The 17,161-nt window shown below is 63.1% G+C and carries 18 protein-coding genes, 2 tRNA genes and 1 pseudogene; 10 read left to right on the forward strand and 11 right to left on the reverse strand.

Translation table 11 applies throughout. The annotated features are described in order from the left end of the window. Positions 1–31: 31 nt before the first annotated feature. From ABD704_RS02805 to ABD704_RS02815, 3 genes are all read right to left on the reverse strand, one after another. Positions 32–2,086, reverse strand: coding sequence for a S8 family peptidase (locus tag ABD704_RS02805; protein WP_344698176.1), 2,055 nt, complete (start codon positions 2,084–2,086; stop codon positions 32–34). A gap of 306 nt (positions 2,087–2,392) precedes the next feature. Beyond that, positions 2,393–2,812, reverse strand: coding sequence for a DUF1801 domain-containing protein (locus ABD704_RS02810; RefSeq protein ID WP_344698177.1), 420 nt, complete (start codon positions 2,810–2,812; stop codon positions 2,393–2,395). A gap of 44 nt (positions 2,813–2,856) precedes the next feature. Further along, positions 2,857–4,776: a potassium transporter Kup gene (locus ABD704_RS02815; RefSeq protein ID WP_344698178.1), complete on the reverse strand. Its 1,920-nt coding sequence runs from the start codon at positions 4,774–4,776 to the stop codon at positions 2,857–2,859. A gap of 126 nt (positions 4,777–4,902) precedes the next feature. On the opposite strand from ABD704_RS02815, the gene ABD704_RS02820 reads away from it, so the two are divergent. The 3 genes from ABD704_RS02820 to ABD704_RS02830 are packed head-to-tail and all read left to right on the forward strand — an operon-like array spanning position 4,903 to position 7,655. Then, the gene (locus ABD704_RS02820; protein WP_344698179.1) at positions 4,903–6,225 is read left to right on the forward strand and encodes a DUF4118 domain-containing protein; all 1,323 of its coding nucleotides are present in this window, start codon (positions 4,903–4,905) and stop codon (positions 6,223–6,225) included. 27 nt (positions 6,226–6,252) lie between these two features. Then, on the forward strand, positions 6,253–6,504 hold the full coding sequence (locus tag ABD704_RS02825; RefSeq protein ID WP_344698180.1) for a DUF2842 domain-containing protein: 252 nt from the start codon (positions 6,253–6,255) through the stop codon (positions 6,502–6,504). Between the two features lie 35 nt (positions 6,505–6,539). Next, positions 6,540–7,655 (forward strand): cell wall hydrolase, encoded by a 1,116-nt coding sequence (locus ABD704_RS02830; protein WP_344698181.1) that lies wholly within the window; start codon positions 6,540–6,542, stop codon positions 7,653–7,655. Here the strand turns inward: ABD704_RS02830 and ABD704_RS02835 are convergent. The 7 genes and pseudogenes from ABD704_RS02835 to ABD704_RS02865 all read right to left on the reverse strand — a co-directional run. Beyond that, complete coding sequence (locus tag ABD704_RS02835) at positions 7,652–8,473, reverse strand: J domain-containing protein (RefSeq protein WP_344698182.1); 822 nt, start codon at positions 8,471–8,473, stop codon at positions 7,652–7,654. The genes ABD704_RS02830 and ABD704_RS02835 overlap by 4 nt on opposite strands. A gap of 39 nt (positions 8,474–8,512) precedes the next feature. Next, positions 8,513–8,589, reverse strand: a tRNA-Asp gene (locus ABD704_RS02840). A gap of 20 nt (positions 8,590–8,609) precedes the next feature. Beyond that, positions 8,610–9,842 carry an AI-2E family transporter gene (locus ABD704_RS02845; RefSeq protein ID WP_344698183.1) on the reverse strand — a complete coding sequence of 411 codons (1,233 nt, stop codon included), beginning with the start codon at positions 9,840–9,842 and terminating at the stop codon, positions 8,610–8,612. Positions 9,843–9,928: 86 nt separating this feature from the next. Beyond that, positions 9,929–10,013 (reverse strand) — tRNA-Leu (locus ABD704_RS02850). Positions 10,014–10,059: 46 nt separating this feature from the next. Continuing rightward, positions 10,060–10,566: a DUF805 domain-containing protein gene (locus tag ABD704_RS02855; protein WP_344698184.1), complete on the reverse strand. Its 507-nt coding sequence runs from the start codon at positions 10,564–10,566 to the stop codon at positions 10,060–10,062. Positions 10,567–10,576: 10 nt separating this feature from the next. Further along, positions 10,577–10,942 (reverse strand): DUF805 domain-containing protein, encoded by a 366-nt coding sequence (locus ABD704_RS02860; protein WP_344698185.1) that lies wholly within the window; start codon positions 10,940–10,942, stop codon positions 10,577–10,579. After that, positions 10,857–11,327, reverse strand: a pseudogene (locus ABD704_RS02865) (ATP-binding protein); the annotation flags it as partial. The pseudogene ABD704_RS02865 and the gene ABD704_RS02860, both read right to left, overlap by 86 nt. Before the next feature lie 524 nt (positions 11,328–11,851). Here ABD704_RS02865 and rpmH point away from each other — a divergent pair. From rpmH to ABD704_RS02895, 6 genes are read left to right on the forward strand one after another with little or no spacing between them, the layout of a single operon-like run. Further along, the gene (rpmH, locus tag ABD704_RS02870; RefSeq protein ID WP_037504084.1) at positions 11,852–11,986 is read left to right on the forward strand and encodes a 50S ribosomal protein L34; all 135 of its coding nucleotides are present in this window, start codon (positions 11,852–11,854) and stop codon (positions 11,984–11,986) included. Next, positions 11,986–12,309: a ribonuclease P protein component gene (rnpA, locus tag ABD704_RS02875; protein WP_344700468.1), complete on the forward strand. Its 324-nt coding sequence runs from the start codon at positions 11,986–11,988 to the stop codon at positions 12,307–12,309. Before rpmH ends, rnpA begins: the two co-directional genes overlap by 1 nt. Further along, positions 12,306–12,518: a membrane protein insertion efficiency factor YidD gene (gene yidD, locus ABD704_RS02880; protein WP_344698186.1), complete on the forward strand. Its 213-nt coding sequence runs from the start codon at positions 12,306–12,308 to the stop codon at positions 12,516–12,518. The genes rnpA and yidD overlap by 4 nt, the downstream gene beginning before the upstream one ends. Positions 12,519–12,532: 14 nt before the next feature. Next, a complete protein-coding gene (gene yidC / locus ABD704_RS02885; protein ID WP_344698187.1) occupies positions 12,533–14,227 on the forward strand; it encodes a membrane protein insertase YidC in 1,695 nt (564 codons plus the stop codon). Beyond that, positions 14,224–14,868, forward strand: a complete 645-nt coding sequence (gene yihA / locus ABD704_RS02890) for a ribosome biogenesis GTP-binding protein YihA/YsxC (protein WP_344698188.1) — start codon at positions 14,224–14,226, stop codon at positions 14,866–14,868. Before yidC ends, yihA begins: the two co-directional genes overlap by 4 nt. 10 nt (positions 14,869–14,878) lie before the next feature. After that, positions 14,879–15,541 carry a glutathione S-transferase family protein gene (locus ABD704_RS02895; RefSeq protein ID WP_344698189.1) on the forward strand — a complete coding sequence of 221 codons (663 nt, stop codon included), beginning with the start codon at positions 14,879–14,881 and terminating at the stop codon, positions 15,539–15,541. Here the strand turns inward: ABD704_RS02895 and ABD704_RS02900 are convergent, their stop codons facing one another. Further along, positions 15,542–16,009, reverse strand: a complete 468-nt coding sequence (locus ABD704_RS02900) for a cupin domain-containing protein (protein WP_344698191.1) — start codon at positions 16,007–16,009, stop codon at positions 15,542–15,544. Positions 16,010–16,036: 27 nt separating this feature from the next. Between ABD704_RS02900 and dapE the strand changes: the two genes are divergently transcribed. Continuing rightward, on the forward strand, positions 16,037–17,161 hold the full coding sequence (gene dapE / locus ABD704_RS02905) for a succinyl-diaminopimelate desuccinylase (RefSeq protein ID WP_344698192.1): 1,125 nt from the start codon (positions 16,037–16,039) through the stop codon (positions 17,159–17,161).

Consider the following 17,161-nt stretch of genomic DNA (forward strand, 5'->3'; position numbering starts at 1 on the left):
ACCGGTGCGCCTCCGCAATACTTCGTGATGCCTAGAATTTCAGCGAGAAACGGATCGCCGATCCGACGTCCGGCCGGGCGCTCGCGACGTGTCCCGGATCCTTGCGAACATAAAGGTTGGCGCTGAGCCAACCCGCATCGCCGATGACGCTGCTCGAATAGCTGAGCTCGCCGTCGACCTCGCGGCCGCTCGGGCGCATCGAGAAATGCTGCCAGCTGTCGGTCGCGGTAAGCGCGTCATAATCGAAGCTGATCGGCAGCAGTAAGTTGAACCCGCCGCTGTCGACCCGTAGCGGCTGTGAGAATCGGAGACCGATGCGGTCGTTCACATTCAGGATCCCGAGCTTGCTGACGTCCATGGCGTAAGCGGCCGTCTGAAACTTGCCCCCGGCAAAACTTGTGCTGCCACGACGGGCGGACAGGCCGGCGCTAACCCCGCTGCCGAACCGACGGCGGAAATCGACGTCGAGGAAAATGCTGGAAGCGCCACCGCCGCCAAGCACCTGGTTCATGCGGCCGCCGAGGACGGTATCGGTTTCCTGGAGGCGGCTAAGGCCAGCGAACAGCCAGGTGCGGCCGAAGTCTCGATCGATGCCGACGCTGGCCCAACGATAGGGAGAACCAAGGGCGTTGGCCTTGATGGTGTTGCGGACCTCGCCGGTTTCGCCCGCGGCGAACAGGCCAAAGCGCCCGGCCTGACGCCGAAGCGCCATGCTGCCCTTGGTGTTGCCCCAGGAGCCAGTCGTCGACGTCCCGTCTTTGGCGATCAGGAATGCGGAAGATTCGGCACCGGACAGCCGCTGACGCAGGGAGGTCGCGCTCTCACTGATGCCGAACGCGGCAAGGGTCTTGCTGTTGAGATGGGCTACAGCCGATCCGGCAACCAGCCGCGCTTTGCGCGCGTCCTCGGGACCGATGCCGAGCCGATCGACCGAAAAGCCAAGTCCGGCGCCCGGCCGTGCCGCGACCGTCATCGCGATACTGATCGGTCCGGCGTCGAGGCTCGTGTTCTGAAGGTTGCCGTCGAGGGCGCAGGACAGCGGATAGTCCTGCGCGGCCTGACGCATAGTGGCCGCGAGGTTCATCACATAGGCACGCGAGAACCCGTCGAGGATGACGGCGCCGAGCGAGCCGGTCGATGCCGCGTCGCCGGCAGCGGCCGGAAGCTGGGAGATGGTGCTGCTGTCGACGACCATCGTTGTCTTTGCCAACATCGTCGTGCCCTTCGGCGCGAACGCCTTGGCGAGGTTCAGCCGTCCGTTTCCGTATACTGCATCGACCCCCGCCACGCCGAGGTCGTCCGCGCTGGAAAACAGGAGCTGGACGATCTGCTGGCCCGTAAGGTTCGGAAACGCCTGTGCGAGCAGGGCGACCGCCCCTGAAATCGATGGCGCGGCGACATCCGCACCGAACCACAGATAGTCCTCGCCCGTCGCGTCCGGGGCGAGCACGTCAAGACCGCGCGCCGTCAGGAATGACGAAGCGCTGGTACCCGCCTTGTTGGAAAAGTCGGAGATGCTGTCGAGGTTGATCCCGCCCTTGCCATCGTCGACGCCGACCGAGCCGGCGATGATGACCTTGCCCGCGAAATTCTGCGCCACAGTGCGGGCGAAAATGTCGGGACTGGTTCCGATGTCGTAGCCGGCGGCCATGACGATCACGATCCCGGCGTCCACCGCTCGTTGCACCGCAGCGAGCGTGTCCGTAGTCGGCGCTTCGCCTGCCAGTGACAGGTTGATGACCTTGGCGCCTGCAGTGCGCGCGGCGTCGATACCCTTCGCAATCGCGGCCTGGTCGAAGGAGCAGCCGTCGGTCGTGGTGCAGGAACGCGGCGTGTCGGCGCGGACCGCGACGATCGTCGAATCGAAGGCGACGCCGTGCATGTCGACGTCATTCTTCGCAGCGGCGGCGATCGCGCTGACCATGGTGCCATGGCCGTCGTCGTCACCCATGCCGCGGGTGCCGGAGATGTCGACGCTCCCCGCATCGAGCTTACCGCTGAATTCGCTGAGCGAGGCGTTCAGGCCCGTGTCGATAATGCCGATCTTGACGCCCTTGCCGGTCGCACCGGCGTTGTAGGCAGACATCGCGCTTGCCGCGACGGCTGCGGTAGAGGCCCGGTATTCCGCCGTGTCGAACGAGGTCGACGGAGTGGGAGTCGGGGTCGGTGACGGGGTCGGAGTCGGTGTTGGTGTCGGGGACGGCGTTGGAGTCGACGTTGGCGGAGCAGGCGTAGAACTTACGCCACCACCAGCACCGCCACATGCGCTCAACGCAAATGCGAGACCGAAAACGCTGCTCGAAACCAGATAACGCTTACTCATCACACGCCCTGCAAACTGAAATTGAAAGCAGGCGATCAGTCGCAGAACATGGTTTCGATCTTCTTAACCCTAAACGGGCGATTCAGTCCGCCGTGGAGGAAAAGCCTCACGCGTGACGTTTGCCTCTAGCGCCGCCCGAACCAGATCCTTGAAGGCTGCCTCGTCGATCTTGTCGCCTTCTCGAAAATCGATCGCCCGGCGAGTGTTGCCGTCAAGGCTGGAGTTGAAGAGCTTCTTCGGATCGTCGACCGAGGCGCCCTTCGCGAATGTAATCTTGACCTTATCCTTATAGGTTTCGCCCGTGCAGATGATACCGCGGTGCGACCAGACCGGCACGCCGGATGGGTTCGTCGGTTTGCGCCACTTTACCTCTTCGACGACCTCCGGATCGGCGTCCCTGATCAGTTGCCGAAGGCGCCCGAGCATCTCGCCGCGCCAGCCGCCAAGTTCGGCGATCTTGGCATCGATCAGATCTGAATCCGAAGCCATCTTCCATTCCCCATTTGCTTGCTTCGGGGCATGCGAAAGGAGCGTCAGATTTGCAACTGGCTTCCGAGCTCGATCACACGGTTGGTCGGCAGTTTAAAGAATTCCATCGCGCTTTCGGAACTCTTCAACATCCAGGCGAACAGGCGCTCGCGCCACAGCGCCATCCCTTCATGTTTCTTTGACGCGATCAGCTTCTGGCGTCCGAGGAAGAAGCTGGTGCTCATCATGTCGAATGGCGCGCCGCACGTCTTGATGAGGGCGAGATCGCGCGGAATGTCGACTTCTTCCATGAAGCCGTAGTGGAGGATGACGCGATAGAAGCCGCTGCCGGCGTCATGAATTTCGAGCCGCTTTTTCACCGGCACGTGAGGCACCTCTTCCACCTTCACGTTGAGGATGAGAACGCGCTCATGGAGCACTTGGTTGTGCTTGAGATTGTGCAGCAGTGCTGCGGGAACGACCTCGGCCGAAGTCGACAGGAAGACAGACGTTCCTCGCACCCGGTGCACTGACGCGCTTACCGATTTGATGAACACCTCGAGCGGAAGCGCCGCTTCCTGAAGCCGCTCGCGCATCAACTGGCGGCCCTTGGCCCAGGTCGTCAGCACGGTGAAGCTGATCGCGGCGATGAGCAGCGGGAACCAGCCGCCGTCGGGGATCTTGGTGATGTTGGAAGCGAAATAAGCGCCGTCGACGAGCAGGAAGAGACCGGTCAGGCCAAACGCCACCAGCCGGTTCCACTTCCACACCGACACCATCATGACGCCCAGCATGGCGGTGGTAATCAGCATCGTGCCGGTGACCGCGATGCCGTATGCCGATGCGAGGTTCGAGGATTCGCGGAAGCCTAGGACCAGCAGGATTACCATCACCAGCAGGCCCCAGTTGACCGCGGGGATGTAGATTTGCCCGGCGGCCTTCTCGCTCGTGTGCTCGGTGCGAAGCCGCGGCAGGAAGCCGAGCTGAACCGCCTGGTGCGTGACCGAGAAGGCGCCCGAGATCACGGCCTGACTAGCGATGATCGTCGCGACGGTGGCAAGGATCACGAGCGGCAGACGAGCCCAGTCCGGTGCCAGTAGGTAGAAAGGGTTGATCGCCGCGTGCGGGTTGCCGAGCAGGAGCGCGCCCTGCCCCATGTAGTTGAGCACCAGGCACGGATAGACGAGGGTCAGCCAGGAGAAGTTGATCGCCTTGCGCCCGAAGTGGCCCATGTCGGCGTAGAGCGCCTCAGCGCCGGTGACGCAGAGGAACACGGAGCCGAGCGCCAGGAAGGCGAGCTTCGGGTTGTAGGCGAAGAACTTTACCGCCCACACCGGATTGACGATCCCGATGATATCCGGGTGCTTCACGATGTTCACGATGCCGAGAAAGGCGATCACCGCGAAGTACAGCAGCATCACGGGCCCGAAAATCAGGCCGACGCGCGCCGTCCCTCTCGCCTGCACAAGGAAAAGCGCGACCAGGATCCCGATGGAGATGGGGAGCACGAGCGGCTGGAGCCCGGCTTGGACGATCGTCAGGCCCTCCACCGCCGAAAGCACAGAAATCGCCGGCGTGATCATCGCGTCGCCGTAAAAAAGGCAGGTCGCGAGAACACCCATGACGACGAGGCCCGCTGTCCACCTCTTTCCGGCCAAGTTGCGCGCAATCAGCGAAAGCAAGGCGAACGACCCACCCTCGCCCTTGTTATCTGCCCGCATTGCAACGCCGACATATTTGAACGTGACGATCATCATCAGCGTCCAGAAAATGAGGCTGAGCACACCGAAGATGTGCAGCGGGTCCACCGCCAGCGGGTGCGGACCGAGGAAGCTTTCCTTCATCGTATAAAGCGGCGACGTCCCGATATCACCGTAAACGACCCCGACCGCGCCGAGCATCAGCTTCGGCAGCGTTTCCCTGGGTCCGTGATGCGCAGGCGCGTTGTCGCCCGAGAGCGCGATGTCGGCAGTCGCTGTAGCCATGGCGCCGATGTGGGCTTCGGGGGCATAAAGATTCTATGTGGTTTTCGTGATGGCCCCATAAAGGAATGGCTGCGAATTGGCCGTCAAATACTCGACGAACGGCGATCCAAGGCGCACCTAGGCGCTATGTTCAACGACCTGAGCCAATCCAGTGCGGGAGGCTTCCGCGGTTATGCGGCGGCGCTGCTGATGGTTGGCGCGTCGACAGCCGTGGGCATGTTGATGGCCCCTCGTTGGGGCAATTCGGCGGTCGATCTTCTTTACCTGCCCGCGGTGCTCGGCGCAGCGGTCCTGGCCGGCCTCGGCCCGGCGCTAATCGCCGCGGTCTGCTCAGTCCTCGCATATAATTTCTTCTTCACCGAACCGGTCCACACCTTCCGCATCCACAGCGGCAGCGACATCGTGACAGTGGTCGTCTTGTTCCTGGTGGCCGTCGTTACCAGCCACCTCGCCGCATCGATCCGGCAGCAGGCCCAATTCGCGGAGGCGCATGCGGAGCGCAGTGCGACCACCGCTGGGCTTGCGCGGAAGCTCCTGTCTTGCACCAGCCTGCAGGAAATCGCGCAGATCAGCGTGAGTGAACTGGGCGCAATTTTCTATTGCAACGCCATACTCCTAGCCGGACGCCCCCAAGCACGGGTCATTGCTTCCGCTCCTGATTCCGTGACGTTGACGCCCGGCGACATCGCTGCCGCAGCCACGGTGTTCGCGACCGGTGAGCGGACGGGCCGAGGAATAACGCGCGTCACGACCGTGGAGTGGCAGCTCCACGCCGTGCGTGGAGAGTCGGCCGTGACGGCAGTAGTCGGTCTGGCGCGGGACAATGGCAGCGCTCCTGTCCTGCCCGAGCAATTCTCTCTGCTCGAGAGCCTGCTCGACCAGATCGCCTTGGCGATGGAACGTGCGCGCCTGGAAGGCGAAACGCGTCAATTCGCTACGCTGCGGGAGCGCGACGCGGTCCGCTCAAGCCTGTTGTCGTCGATCGGCGAGGATTTGAAGCCGCCGATCGCCGCGATCGGAACAGCCATTGCCGAGTTGCGGCGAACGGGCTCGGGCGAGAAGGCGCTTGTTTCTGAAGTCGCATCGGAGACGGCGAAGCTGCAGCGCTATCTCTCCAATCTCCTAGACCTTGGCTCCGACGCAGAAAGCGAACCTGTCGAGGTCGCGGGCGTCAAGATCGACCTCTTCCACCGTCTCGTGTCACGCGATGGCGAGGACGTCCACCTGACGCCGAAGGAATATGCCGTGCTTGCTGAGCTCGCGAAATATCCCGGGCGCGTGCTCCCCCACGCGCATCTGCTCAAGGCCGTTTGGGGCCCGGCGCAGGAGCGTCAAACCGAGTATCTCCGCGTCGCCGTCCGCGCCCTTCGTCAAAAGCTGGAACGGGATCCGACGAACCCGAAGATCATCATCAACGAGCCGGCAGTGGGTTATCGGCTCGCAGGGTGATGCCGAGCGGTGCTACAGCGCCACCGTATGCCGCAGCTCCCTGCCCCTTCTGCACGTCCATTGGCCGGAATCGCCCTGATTCTGTTGCTGATCGTCGTTTGGGCGACGTTCGTCGCAAGCCTGGCGCGGACTGTCGGACAATGGTCTATACCCGTTCAGGCCATTTACTATCTCATTATGGGAATAGTCTGGATTATCCCATTGAAACCATTGGTGAGATGGGTCCAGACAGGGTCGTTCCGGAAGGTTTCGAAAGACGCATCCGCCGGCCAAGATTGAACTGACTGTATTACGCCATTATATCACCGAGGGGCATGCAACAGCTGGTCACCATTTCTCGCCCGGCAGACGGGTTGAAGCGCACCGCGGCGCAGCTGAAGCTGCGCGCGCGCCAGCTTCTGCGCGACTATCCGCGTGAGACGATCGGTGCCGGCGTGCTTTCCCTGACAATTGCCGGCGCCATTGGCGGAGCGGCGATATCGGGCTCAGGCAATCAGCCCGCCCCGGCGGCGGCACCCCCGGTGCCACCGCCCTTGCTCGTCCGCCAGCTGGCGCCCGACCAGGCGCTCGAGGTCAATCGCGAAATTCCGCTCGTGAAGGGCCCGAACCCGGCCGCCGCGGCTTTCGTCTTCAAAGGCGACTCCTCGGCGCGGCGACAGGCGCTCGATTGCCTCACCAGCGCCGTCTACTACGAGGCAGGCAGCCAGGACGATGACGGCGAACGCGCTGTCGCGCAGGTCGTCCTCAACCGAGTCCGCCACCCCGCCTTCCCCGGTAGTGTCTGTGGCGTCGTATACCAGGGATCGACGCGGCCGACGGGCTGTCAGTTCACTTTCACGTGCGACGGCTCTCTTCTTCGACAGCCGGATGCCGAAGGCTGGAAGCGCGCGCGCGGGATTGCCGAGGCAGCGCTGTCGGGCTCGGTCTACTCGCCGGTCGGCTACGCCACCCACTATCACGCCGATTACGTCGTACCTTATTGGGCTTCGACGCTCGCCAAGAATGCGATCGTCGGAGCGCATATCTTTTATCGCTGGGCCGGAGCCTGGGGGAGGCCCACCGCATTCGTGAAAGCCTATTCGGGCCACGAAGCGAGTGCGAGCGCGCTCCGCAGCGCGGCGCTCGCGGCGGAAGCGACATTTGCGAGCCAGGTTCAGCCCGGCAGCGTCGCCGAGGCAATCGAGGATATTCCCGGCGCGGAACCGCTGAAGCCGTCGATGCGCGGCGATAAGCGGGTCGCCATTCGCTTCAACCTCACCGCCCGCAAGGCATCGGACGAGGCGGTGCATGAGGATTATGCGAAGAAGTTCGAAGCCTCGGACAACCTCAAGTTCGCATTGGGAGGCGATACGGTCGCGGAGAACCAGGCACCGCTTGGCAAATCTGCTCCCGCGAACCCGCCGGCGGGCGGCGCAGCGAACCAGCGCTAGTTCGCCTCGACCTCGTTCACAGTTAAGTGGTCCGGTTCGGTAGCGACCGACGGCAAGGCGGTAGCCGGCGCGATGGGCGCTGGCGCTGTTGGAGCTAGCGAAAGCTCAACATGCACCCGGATCCGGTCGAGACGACTGTCGATCGCCAGATAATCGTTCGACAGTGCCGAGGCCGCGCTCCACTGGCGGTTGGTCACCGACAATTCGCTGAATGGCCCGCGGGCCCACATCGGATCGCGGTTCTGCAGTTCGACCACGGCATCGTCGAACGCCGCGCAGCGGTCGAGCTGGATAACGCTCGGTTCGAGCCGCAGCTGGCGATGGCATTCCCGGCTTTGGTTGAGGATTGCGCTGTCGTTATGCCCGGTTCGCACCGCTTGTCGTACGGCCGTGACGATCGCCGCAACATGGAGGGGCTGATCCATCACGTCGGTCGCGGATGCCGTGGATGTAAATTGGTTCCGATCGATCACAGGTGTCGTCGAAGGCAGAAGCGCCCGGATATAGGCCGCAACGGGACCCGTGATCGCCAGCAGGGCGGCAACGGCAATGATCAGACCCATGGCAGCCCTGACCCAGCCGTTCTGCTCGTCGGCGACCGCGTCGTCGTCGGCGAGGATCAGCGTGTCGGTCTCCGGAAGGAACCGCCCGCGAAGCTCGCGATAGGCGCGGTTGATCTCCGCCGCTCGCTTGGCGTCGCCGCCTTCGCGATTGGGATGGTGACGCTTGATGAGCTTCCTGTAGGCGCGATCGATCGCCGCGGCGTCGGCTCCGGGCTCAAGCCCATGCGCGGAATAAGCAGATGTGTCGCCAGCCATCGGCTGACGGTCTAATCCACTCGACGGATAAGTGAATAGTGGCGCGAGTGACGGGGCTCGAACCCGCGACCTCCGGCGTGACAGGCCGGCGCTCTAACCAACTGAGCTACACCCGCGTTTTTGGCGTGGCGGCGACCTAGGTGGGGCGCTTGGAGGTGTCAACCATCGCAGGAGCGATTTCCTGACGTTCCTCCACTTCCTCTTCGTCAGGATCGCCGATGTGGGTCAACGTTCCATGCTCGAACAGGAAGCCGGCAATGTCCGGCGTTCCCGCCGCGGAGAAGATCGTCTTCATGATGATCAGCAGTGGGACGGCAAGCAGCGCGCCGGTCGTCCCCCACACCCACGCCCAGAATGAAAGCGAGACGAGGATCGAAAGCGGGCTGATCGTCAGGCGGTGCCCGACCACCATCGGCGTGAAAAAATTCGCTTCTACAAGATGAAAGCCGATGAAGGCGGCCGGCGGCAGCATCGCCCCCCAGACGTCGGGGTAGGTCATCAACCCGCCCAGGAACAGCAGCAGGGCGCAGACGATGGGGCCCAGATACGGGATATAATTGGCCACTGCGACGATACCGCCCCACATGACCGGCGATGGCATGCCAAGCATCCAGAGGACGCCAGCGGTCAGCGTACCGAGGCCGATATTGATGAGCGTGATCGTGCCCAGATAAGTCGAGGTTGCGTCCACGACCTGCTGGATCACGCGCGCCGTGGTCAGCGCGCCTTCGAAGCTGCCGCGGCTGACGATCGTCTTCTTCCGCATGCTCGTCCAACCAGCGAGGAAGAAGAAGATCACGAGAAGCGCGAAAAACAGCTGGATGAGTAGGTGCGGCGCCGAACTGATGAGCAAGCTCGACATCGAATTGGGTGTCTCGATCCGGACTGCACGCGTCTGGTTCTGCGTGACCGCGATCTGCGCCGCCGTCTTGTCGATGAACTTGTCGAGGTTCTTGTAGAGATCGAAGATCGGCTCGAGTTCGGATCGCACCTTCGGGATCTTGCCTGGAACCTGCGAGACCCAATCGGTCGCCGGGACGACGATCGACCCGATCGCGAACACCGCCATCAGAAGGAAGATGATCACGCACAGTCCGGCGGCAGGCTTGGACGGGATGCCGCGCCGTTCGAACCATTCCAGAAGTGGCACAAGTGCGATGGCGACGACCAGCGCGGCCGTGACCGGCATGAAGAACTCGGCGCCATATCGCAGCGCGAAAGGGAGCGCGATGATGAGGCCGATCCCGGCAAGCAGTGTCAATGATGCGAGCAGGCGATCACGTTTCACGGTGATCGTTTCGGCGATCACTCGAGCATCGTCGCTGGCGTCGTCGTCTTGCGCCTGATTTTTCCGGGTGCGCGCGTCCATCACTGCTCAATACCGCCGAGCTTTCCGGGCCGCCAGTAGCAGTCCGTTCGGTGTCGATGTCCTATCCGCGGCTTATTGAGCTGCAGTGGTGCCCCTGGTCCGACTCGAACGGACACTCCGGTTAGGAACTCGATTTTGAGTCGAGCGCGTCTACCATTCCGCCACAGGGGCTTCCGCAGCATCGCTTAGCTAGCGGCGACCGCCGCCAGCGGCAACCTCAGGCGAACACCTCTTCGAGCTCCGACGGTCCATATGGGTTGGGGCCATATCTGTTCGGCCCCTCGGTTCCGGGAAGAATCGCGAAGACGAACAGGGTCACTACAGTGCCTAGAAGGGCCAAGATCATCAGCATACCGACTGTCACCGTTGCTGCTGTTCCGTCATTTCGAGTCCCGACTACGGCAGTTACAATAACTGCAACGGCGAGAATCGCGACGAGGATAGCGAGCCACCAGCCGGTCCGATTGATGTCGTGGAGTCGCCTCACCGTTACGGCGAGGTACGGCAGCGCGAGCGCAAGGCCGAAGATGCTCGATAGCCAATCGTCCGCGCCTACAGCTTTCTCGCCCCACTCGAGGAGAGCGCTAGCGATAAACCAGGCTCCATAGAACCGCCAATATTCGGCGCGCGGCGCTCGGCCTGCAAACACCGCATATTTCCTGAGCGGGCGGATCGCCCAGTCTAGCGGGCTGAAATCCTCCAGCGATCCCTCACCTGTCCGCACTGTAGCGCTCCTACGCAAACACTTCTTCGATATCGGCCCCATAGGGATCCTCGCCGAAGCGGTTCGGACCCCTGGTGCCAGCGAGGCAGAAGAAGACGAGCAGAAGGATCGAATAGCCGAACATTGCAAGTGCAAGGACCAGCATGATGCCTGCTCCGGCTATTCCGGATGTCGAACCCGCGCCTGCGGCCGCCATCAGGACAACCATATACAAGACATAGACGAGCCAAAATCCACCGAGCCACCAGCCCGATCGGTCTGTGTCGTGGAGCCGCCGGAACTGGACCGCCAAGAAGCTCGCCGTCGGCCTCCGCGTTCGTGCGAGCGCCGGAGCCGTTGCAGCGGTCCGATTGAACCTGACGGGCGCCCGCGACACGGCTGGCGACTTCAGCGCTCCCTTCGGTCGGTAGCGGCAAGGTAAGGTCCGCGGCGGAGACGCCGGGCATTTCGACATGAAGATCGATGCGATCGAGCAACGGCCCGGAAACGCGCGCCTGGTAATCGGCTGCGCAGCGCAGCGCGCGACTGCAAGCGAGCGCCGGGTCCGAAAGGTGCCCGCAGCGACATGGGTTCATTGCCGCAACGAGCTGAGCACGAGCCGGAAACGTGACATGGGTGTTCGCCCGCGCGATACTGACATTACCGGTTTCGAGCGGCTGCCGCAGGGAATCCAGCACGGCACGCTGGAACTCGGGCAGTTCGTCAAGAAACAGTGCGCCGAGATGCACGAGGCTGATTTCGCCGGGCCGCACCCTGAGGCCGCAGAATTCCCCCTAGCTCGGCGGCATCGACCTAGCGCGGCACGGCGCCGGACCGCAAGCGGGTTGCGTCGGCGCCCTTGCATGGCCACATCGCATCGCATGATCACCCGCGATCAGTGGCGTAAATTCATCGATCATCCGGTCGTCGAATGGAGCATGTTCGGTATTGGCCTGGTGCTGTTGGCGCTGGCGCCGATCGTCGGCGCACTTCCCGGGCCGGGTGGAATCATCGTCGCGGGCATCGGCCTTGCGCTCGTCCTTCGCACCAGCATGTGGGCAAAACGTCACTATGTCCGCTTCAAGCGCTGGCAGCCCAAGGCGGGCCGCTGGACGGATTGGGCGCTGAGGCGGAAATCGGCTAAACGGCGCGAGGAAATCCGCAAGGCGGAGAAGGACCAGGCGCAGCTTCCGGAAACGGGCGGCGCAAGTTGACTTTGCGGCGCCCCTCGCCTATCGGCTCCCACGACAGCGGCTGCCTTCGGGGCAGCCCTTTTTCTTTGTATTCGAACTTAAAGGCATGAGCGATGAAGCGCACCTTCCAGCCCAGCAATCTCGTCCGCAAGCGTCGGCACGGGTTCCGGTCTCGCATGGCGACCGTCGGCGGCCGCAAGGTCCTGAATGCCCGCCGCGCCCGCGGCCGCAAGAAGCTCAGCGCCTAATTACCTTACGGAAACGGGCTGACTTCCTCGCCGCAAATGGCGGGAAGCGCACGACCACCCCAGGCTTCATCCTGCTCGTTCGCGACCGCAAGGACGCGGACTTGTCGATGCGTGTCGGCTTTACCGTCACCAAGAAGATCGGCGGCGCCGTGGTCCGCAACCGTATGAAGCGCCGCTTCCGTGCCCTCGCACGCGAGATCATGCCCCAGAAGGGCATCCCCGGTTCAGATCACGTGATGATCGGCCGGGCGCGCGGGATCGAGCGTGATTTCTCTCTTCTCCGCTCGGAGTTCGTGACGGCGCTCGAGGGTGTCCGCAAATGATCGCTCGCCTCATGATCCTGATCGCCAAGGCTTGGCAAAAGGGGCCGTCGCAGGTGCTTCCGCCAAGCTGCCGCTATCAGCCAAGCTGCTCGGCCTATGCGATCACCGCAATAGAACGCTATGGGGCCGCGCGTGGGGGCTGGATGGCGTTGAAACGCATCGGCCGCTGCCATCCCTGGGGCGGCCAGGGGCTCGACCCGGTACCGTGAGGATCTGAAGCCAAGTGAACGACAGCAAGAACATGATCCTAGCGGTGGTGCTGAGCGCGCTCGTGCTGCTCGGCTGGACCTGGGCGTCGAACAAATATTTCCCGCCGGCGACCCCGCCGAGCACCAAGGTCGAGTATGGCAAGCAGGTCGCCCTGCCCCAGCCGGTGCCGCAGCCCCCGAAGACCTTGCAGACGCGCGCGCAGGTCCTGAGCGCGAGCCCTCGCGTGCAAATCCGCACATCCTCGTTGATCGGCTCGATCAACCTCAAGGGCGCGCAAATCGACGACTTGTTGCTCGTTCGCCAGAAGCAGACGATCGGTCGCGCCTCCATGCCGGTGCGGCTGATGTCGCCGCTCGGCGCGCCGGGGGCCTACGTCGCCGAGTTCGGCTGGACCGCGCAGGGCACGGCGGCGCCGGATCTCAACACCGTGTGGACGGCGGATTCGAGCGACCTGACTCCCGGCCATCCAGTCACGCTGAGCACGCAGATGCCGGACGGCGTGCGTTACCAGCTCAAGATTGCGGTAGACGACGGATATCTTTTCACCGTTCGGCAGAGCGCGTTGAACGCCTCGGGCAAACCAATCGTGCTTCGTGCAGTGGGCTTGGTAAGCCGTGCCACCAAGTCGACGGACCCGACAACCTGGACCAATCACGTCGGCCCCATCAGCGTCTTCAACGACGCGGCCAATTACAAGGTCGATTACAAGACCCTCGATGAAGAGAACCAGCGATCGTTCAATAATGTGAACGGCTGGCTGGGCTTCACCGACAAATATTGGCTGACTGCCCTAGCGCCGAGCGGCGGGGCAATGAGCGCCGATTTCCGCCGGTCGCCGAGCGGCGGATATCAGGGCGATTACGCGCTCGCACCGCAGACCGTCGCGCCCGGCCAGACCGTCACGACCCAAGCCCGCCTGTTCGCCGGTGCGAAGGAGAAGGCGTACCTCGACCGCTACGAGGATGCGGGCATCTCCAAGCTGTCCAAGTCGATCGACTGGGGCTGGTTCGAGTTCTTCATGCGGCCGATTTTCAAGCTGCTGCTGTTCCTTTTCCACCTGACCGGCAATTTCGGGTTCGCCATCATCGGGCTGACCCTGATCGTCCGCACGATCCTGTTCCCGGTCGCGCAAAAACAGTTCGCCTCCATGGCGGCGATGCGCAAGGTGCAGCCGAAGCTTAAGGCGATCCAGGCGCGCTTCAAGGACGACAAGGCGCGTCAGCAGCAGGAGATCCTGAAGCTCTACCAGGCGGAGAAGATCAATCCAGCCGCGGGCTGCCTTCCGATCGTGCTGCAGATCCCGGTCTTCTACGCGCTCTACAAGGTGCTTCTGGTCAGCGTCGAAATGCGCCATCAGCCCTTCATCCTGTGGATCAAGGATTTGTCGGCGCCTGACCCGCTGACGCCGCTGAACCTGTTCGGTCTGCTGAACTTCAACCCGCCGACGGCGCTCCACATCGGCATCCTGCCGATCCTGGTGGGCTTCACGCAGTGGTTGTCGATGAAGCTGAATCCGCAGCCGATGGACCCGGCCCAGGCGCAAGTGTTCGCGATAATGCCGTGGGTGCTGATCTTCGTGTTCGCGCCGTTTGCGGCAGGCTTGCAGCTCTACTGGATCACCAACAACGTGCTGACCTTGCTCCAACAATGGTGGCTATACCGGAAATTCGGTCTCCACTTGGCGGACACGCACCCGGTCCATTCATGAGCGAGGAAGCGGACGAGGTTCTGGCCGAAAGGGCGCGAAAGCTCTTCGCGGGCCCGATCCAGTTTCTGAAGTCCGCGCCCGAGCTTCAGTTCCTGCCGGATCCGGACGTTCCAGAGATCGCGTTCGCCGGTCGCTCCAACGTCGGCAAGAGCTCGCTGCTCAACGCGCTGACCAATCGCAACAAGCTGGCGCGCACGTCGAACACGCCGGGCCGCACGCAGGAGCTGAACCTGTTCAACGTTGGCGAGCCGCCGCAGATCAGGCTGGTCGACATGCCGGGCTATGGCTTCGCCGAAGCGCCAAAGGACATGGTCAGGCGTTGGCGCTTCCTGGTGAACGACTATCTGCGCGGCCGTCTGGTGTTGAAGCGCGTACTCGTGCTCGTCGATTCCCGGCACGGCCTGAAGGAAGTCGACCGCGAAGTCATGAAGATGCTCGACAACGCCGCGGTCAGCTATCACCTCGTCCTGACAAAGGGTGACAAGGTGAAACCTTCGGCGCTCGGCGCGTTGTACGAGACGACGGCGATCGAGGCGGCAAAGCACCCTGCTGCCCACCCCTCCATCTTCACGACGTCGAGCGAAACGGGTAGCGGGATCGCCGAGTTGCGCACCGCCATCCTCCAAGCCGCGACATCCTAGGGAGCCTTCCTTGTTCAAGCTGATCATCGGCAACCGTGCTTATTCGAGCTGGTCGATGCGCGGCTGGCTCGCTGCCAAGCAGTCCGGCGAAGAGTTCGAGGAATATGTTGTCCCGATGTTCGATGCCGACTGGGAAAAGCGCCGCCAGGGCGATGAATTCGCGCCGTCGCTCGGCAAGGTGCCGATCCTGTGGGACGGCGACTGCGTCGTCTGGGACAGCCTGGCGATCATCGAATTCCTGGCTGACCGCGTCGGCCACGCGCTTTACTGGCCTGAGGACGTGACAGCGCGCGCTGTTGCGCGCTCGATGTCGGCTGAAATGCACTCCGGCTTCGCGAACCTGCGCCGCGAACTGCCGATGAACGTGCGCAAGAGCTTCCCCCCCAAGGACCTTACCGACGAGGTGCGCGACGAGATCGACCGCATCATGCAATTGTGGGCGCAGGCCCGCGCACGCTTCGGCGGCACGGGCGACTTCCTGTTCGGCGAATGGTGCGCGGCTGACATGATGTACGCGCCCGTCGTGACGCGTTTCATCACTTATGGGGTCGCCGTGCCGAATTTCGCCGGTGTCTACATGAAGGCAGTGCTGTCGCATCCGCACGTCGCGGAGTGGATCGACAAGGCCCAGGACGAGCCCTGGGTCATCGAGCAGTACGAGGCTGCCGCCTAGCTACTTCAGGCGGCCAGCGCTTTCGTATGGCGTTCCATCTTTGTGGACGTACGAACCCTCTCCAGTAAACGCGAGATCGATGTCGGAATAGCCGCCGCCGGTGTTCGTACCGCCGCCGACGACAACGAAGCTGCAATCTTGGCCGCTCTCATTCCGAAGGTGATGGCCGTTCGTGCTGCCCTTCGGCCACACCGCAATATCGCCCGGGCGCAGGAGGATGCGACCGTCATCCTCAACCAGAATCGCCTCGCCCGACAGCATGACGAGGAACTCATCTTCCCCATCGTGCCAATGACGCTGGGAAGACCATGCGCCAGGCTTCAGCACTACGTGACTGACGCCGAAATCGGTGAGCCCAGTTGCTGGGCCAAGGCGTCGGTACCATCGCCCCCGAACATCCTCATTAAACGGCGATGGGTAGCCGGTGCGGTTCACCTGCTCGATGCTTTCCAATTCCACCTTGGGCACGCCGATTTCCTTTGCTAGGCCGCAATCATGTCGCTCGACCCCATCGCGCTTGCGCAACAGCTGATCAACTGTCCGAGCATCACGCCAGCGCGGGGCGAGGTGTTCGATGCCCTGGAATCAGCGCTGAAGCCGCTGGGTTTCGAGGTTCACCGCTGGGTAATGGGTGAAGCGCCCGACGGTCCGACCGAGAACATGGTCGCCATGCGTGGTTCAGGCGCGCCGCACTTCGGCTTCGCGGGGCACCTCGACGTTGTCCCTGCCGGCGAGGGCTGGACCGGCGACGCGTTCGAGGGCCGGATCGAGGACGGGATACTCGTCGGCCGCGGCGCCAACGATATGAAGAGCGCCATTGCCGCCTTCGTCGCCGCGATCAGCCGCGTCGAGCAGTCCGGTGGAACGGTCTCGCTGCTCATCACCGGCGACGAGGAAGGCTATGCGACCTACGGCACGCCACGCATCATCGACTGGCTGAACGAGCGGCAGATCCGCCCCGACATGATCCTGATCGGCGAGCCGACCTCCGTGGATCGTCTGGGCGACACCGTGAAAATCGGGCGACGTGGGTCGGTCAACATGTGGATCGAGGTGCCGGGCGTTCAGGGCCACGTGGCCTACCCCGATCGCGCGACCAACCCGATCCCCGAGCTAGCCCGCGTCGTCGCGGCGCTGAGCGCGGTCCATCTCGACGACGGCACTCGGCAATTCCCGCCGTCAAACCTCGAATTCACCGCCATTTCGACGCCGACGAGTGCGAGCAATGTCATTCCCGGGTCCGCGACCGCCCAGCTCAACATCCGTTTCAACAACCTTCAACGCGGCGCCGACCTGGTGAAGATGGTCGAGAAAATTACGGCGCGCGAGGCGCCGGGAAGCGAGGTCCGCGCTCGTATCTCTGGCGAAGCATTTCTTACGCCGCCCGGCCAACTCTACGACGTCATCGTCGAGGCAATTGAAGAAGAAACGGGGGCGAAGCCCGAACTGTCGACCAGTGGCGGCACGTCCGACGGACGCTTCCTTATCCAGCTTTGCCCGGTGGTCGATTTCGGCCTGCCCAACGCGACCATGCATAAGGTTGGCGAGTGCGCAGCGGTCGAGGACATTTTGGCCCTCTCGCGGATTTATGAGCGAATCCTAAGCAAGGTCGTCGGCTGA

The sequence above is a fragment of the Sphingomonas limnosediminicola genome, from assembly GCF_039537965.1.
GTDB lineage: Bacteria > Pseudomonadota > Alphaproteobacteria > Sphingomonadales > Sphingomonadaceae > Sphingomicrobium > Sphingomicrobium limnosediminicola.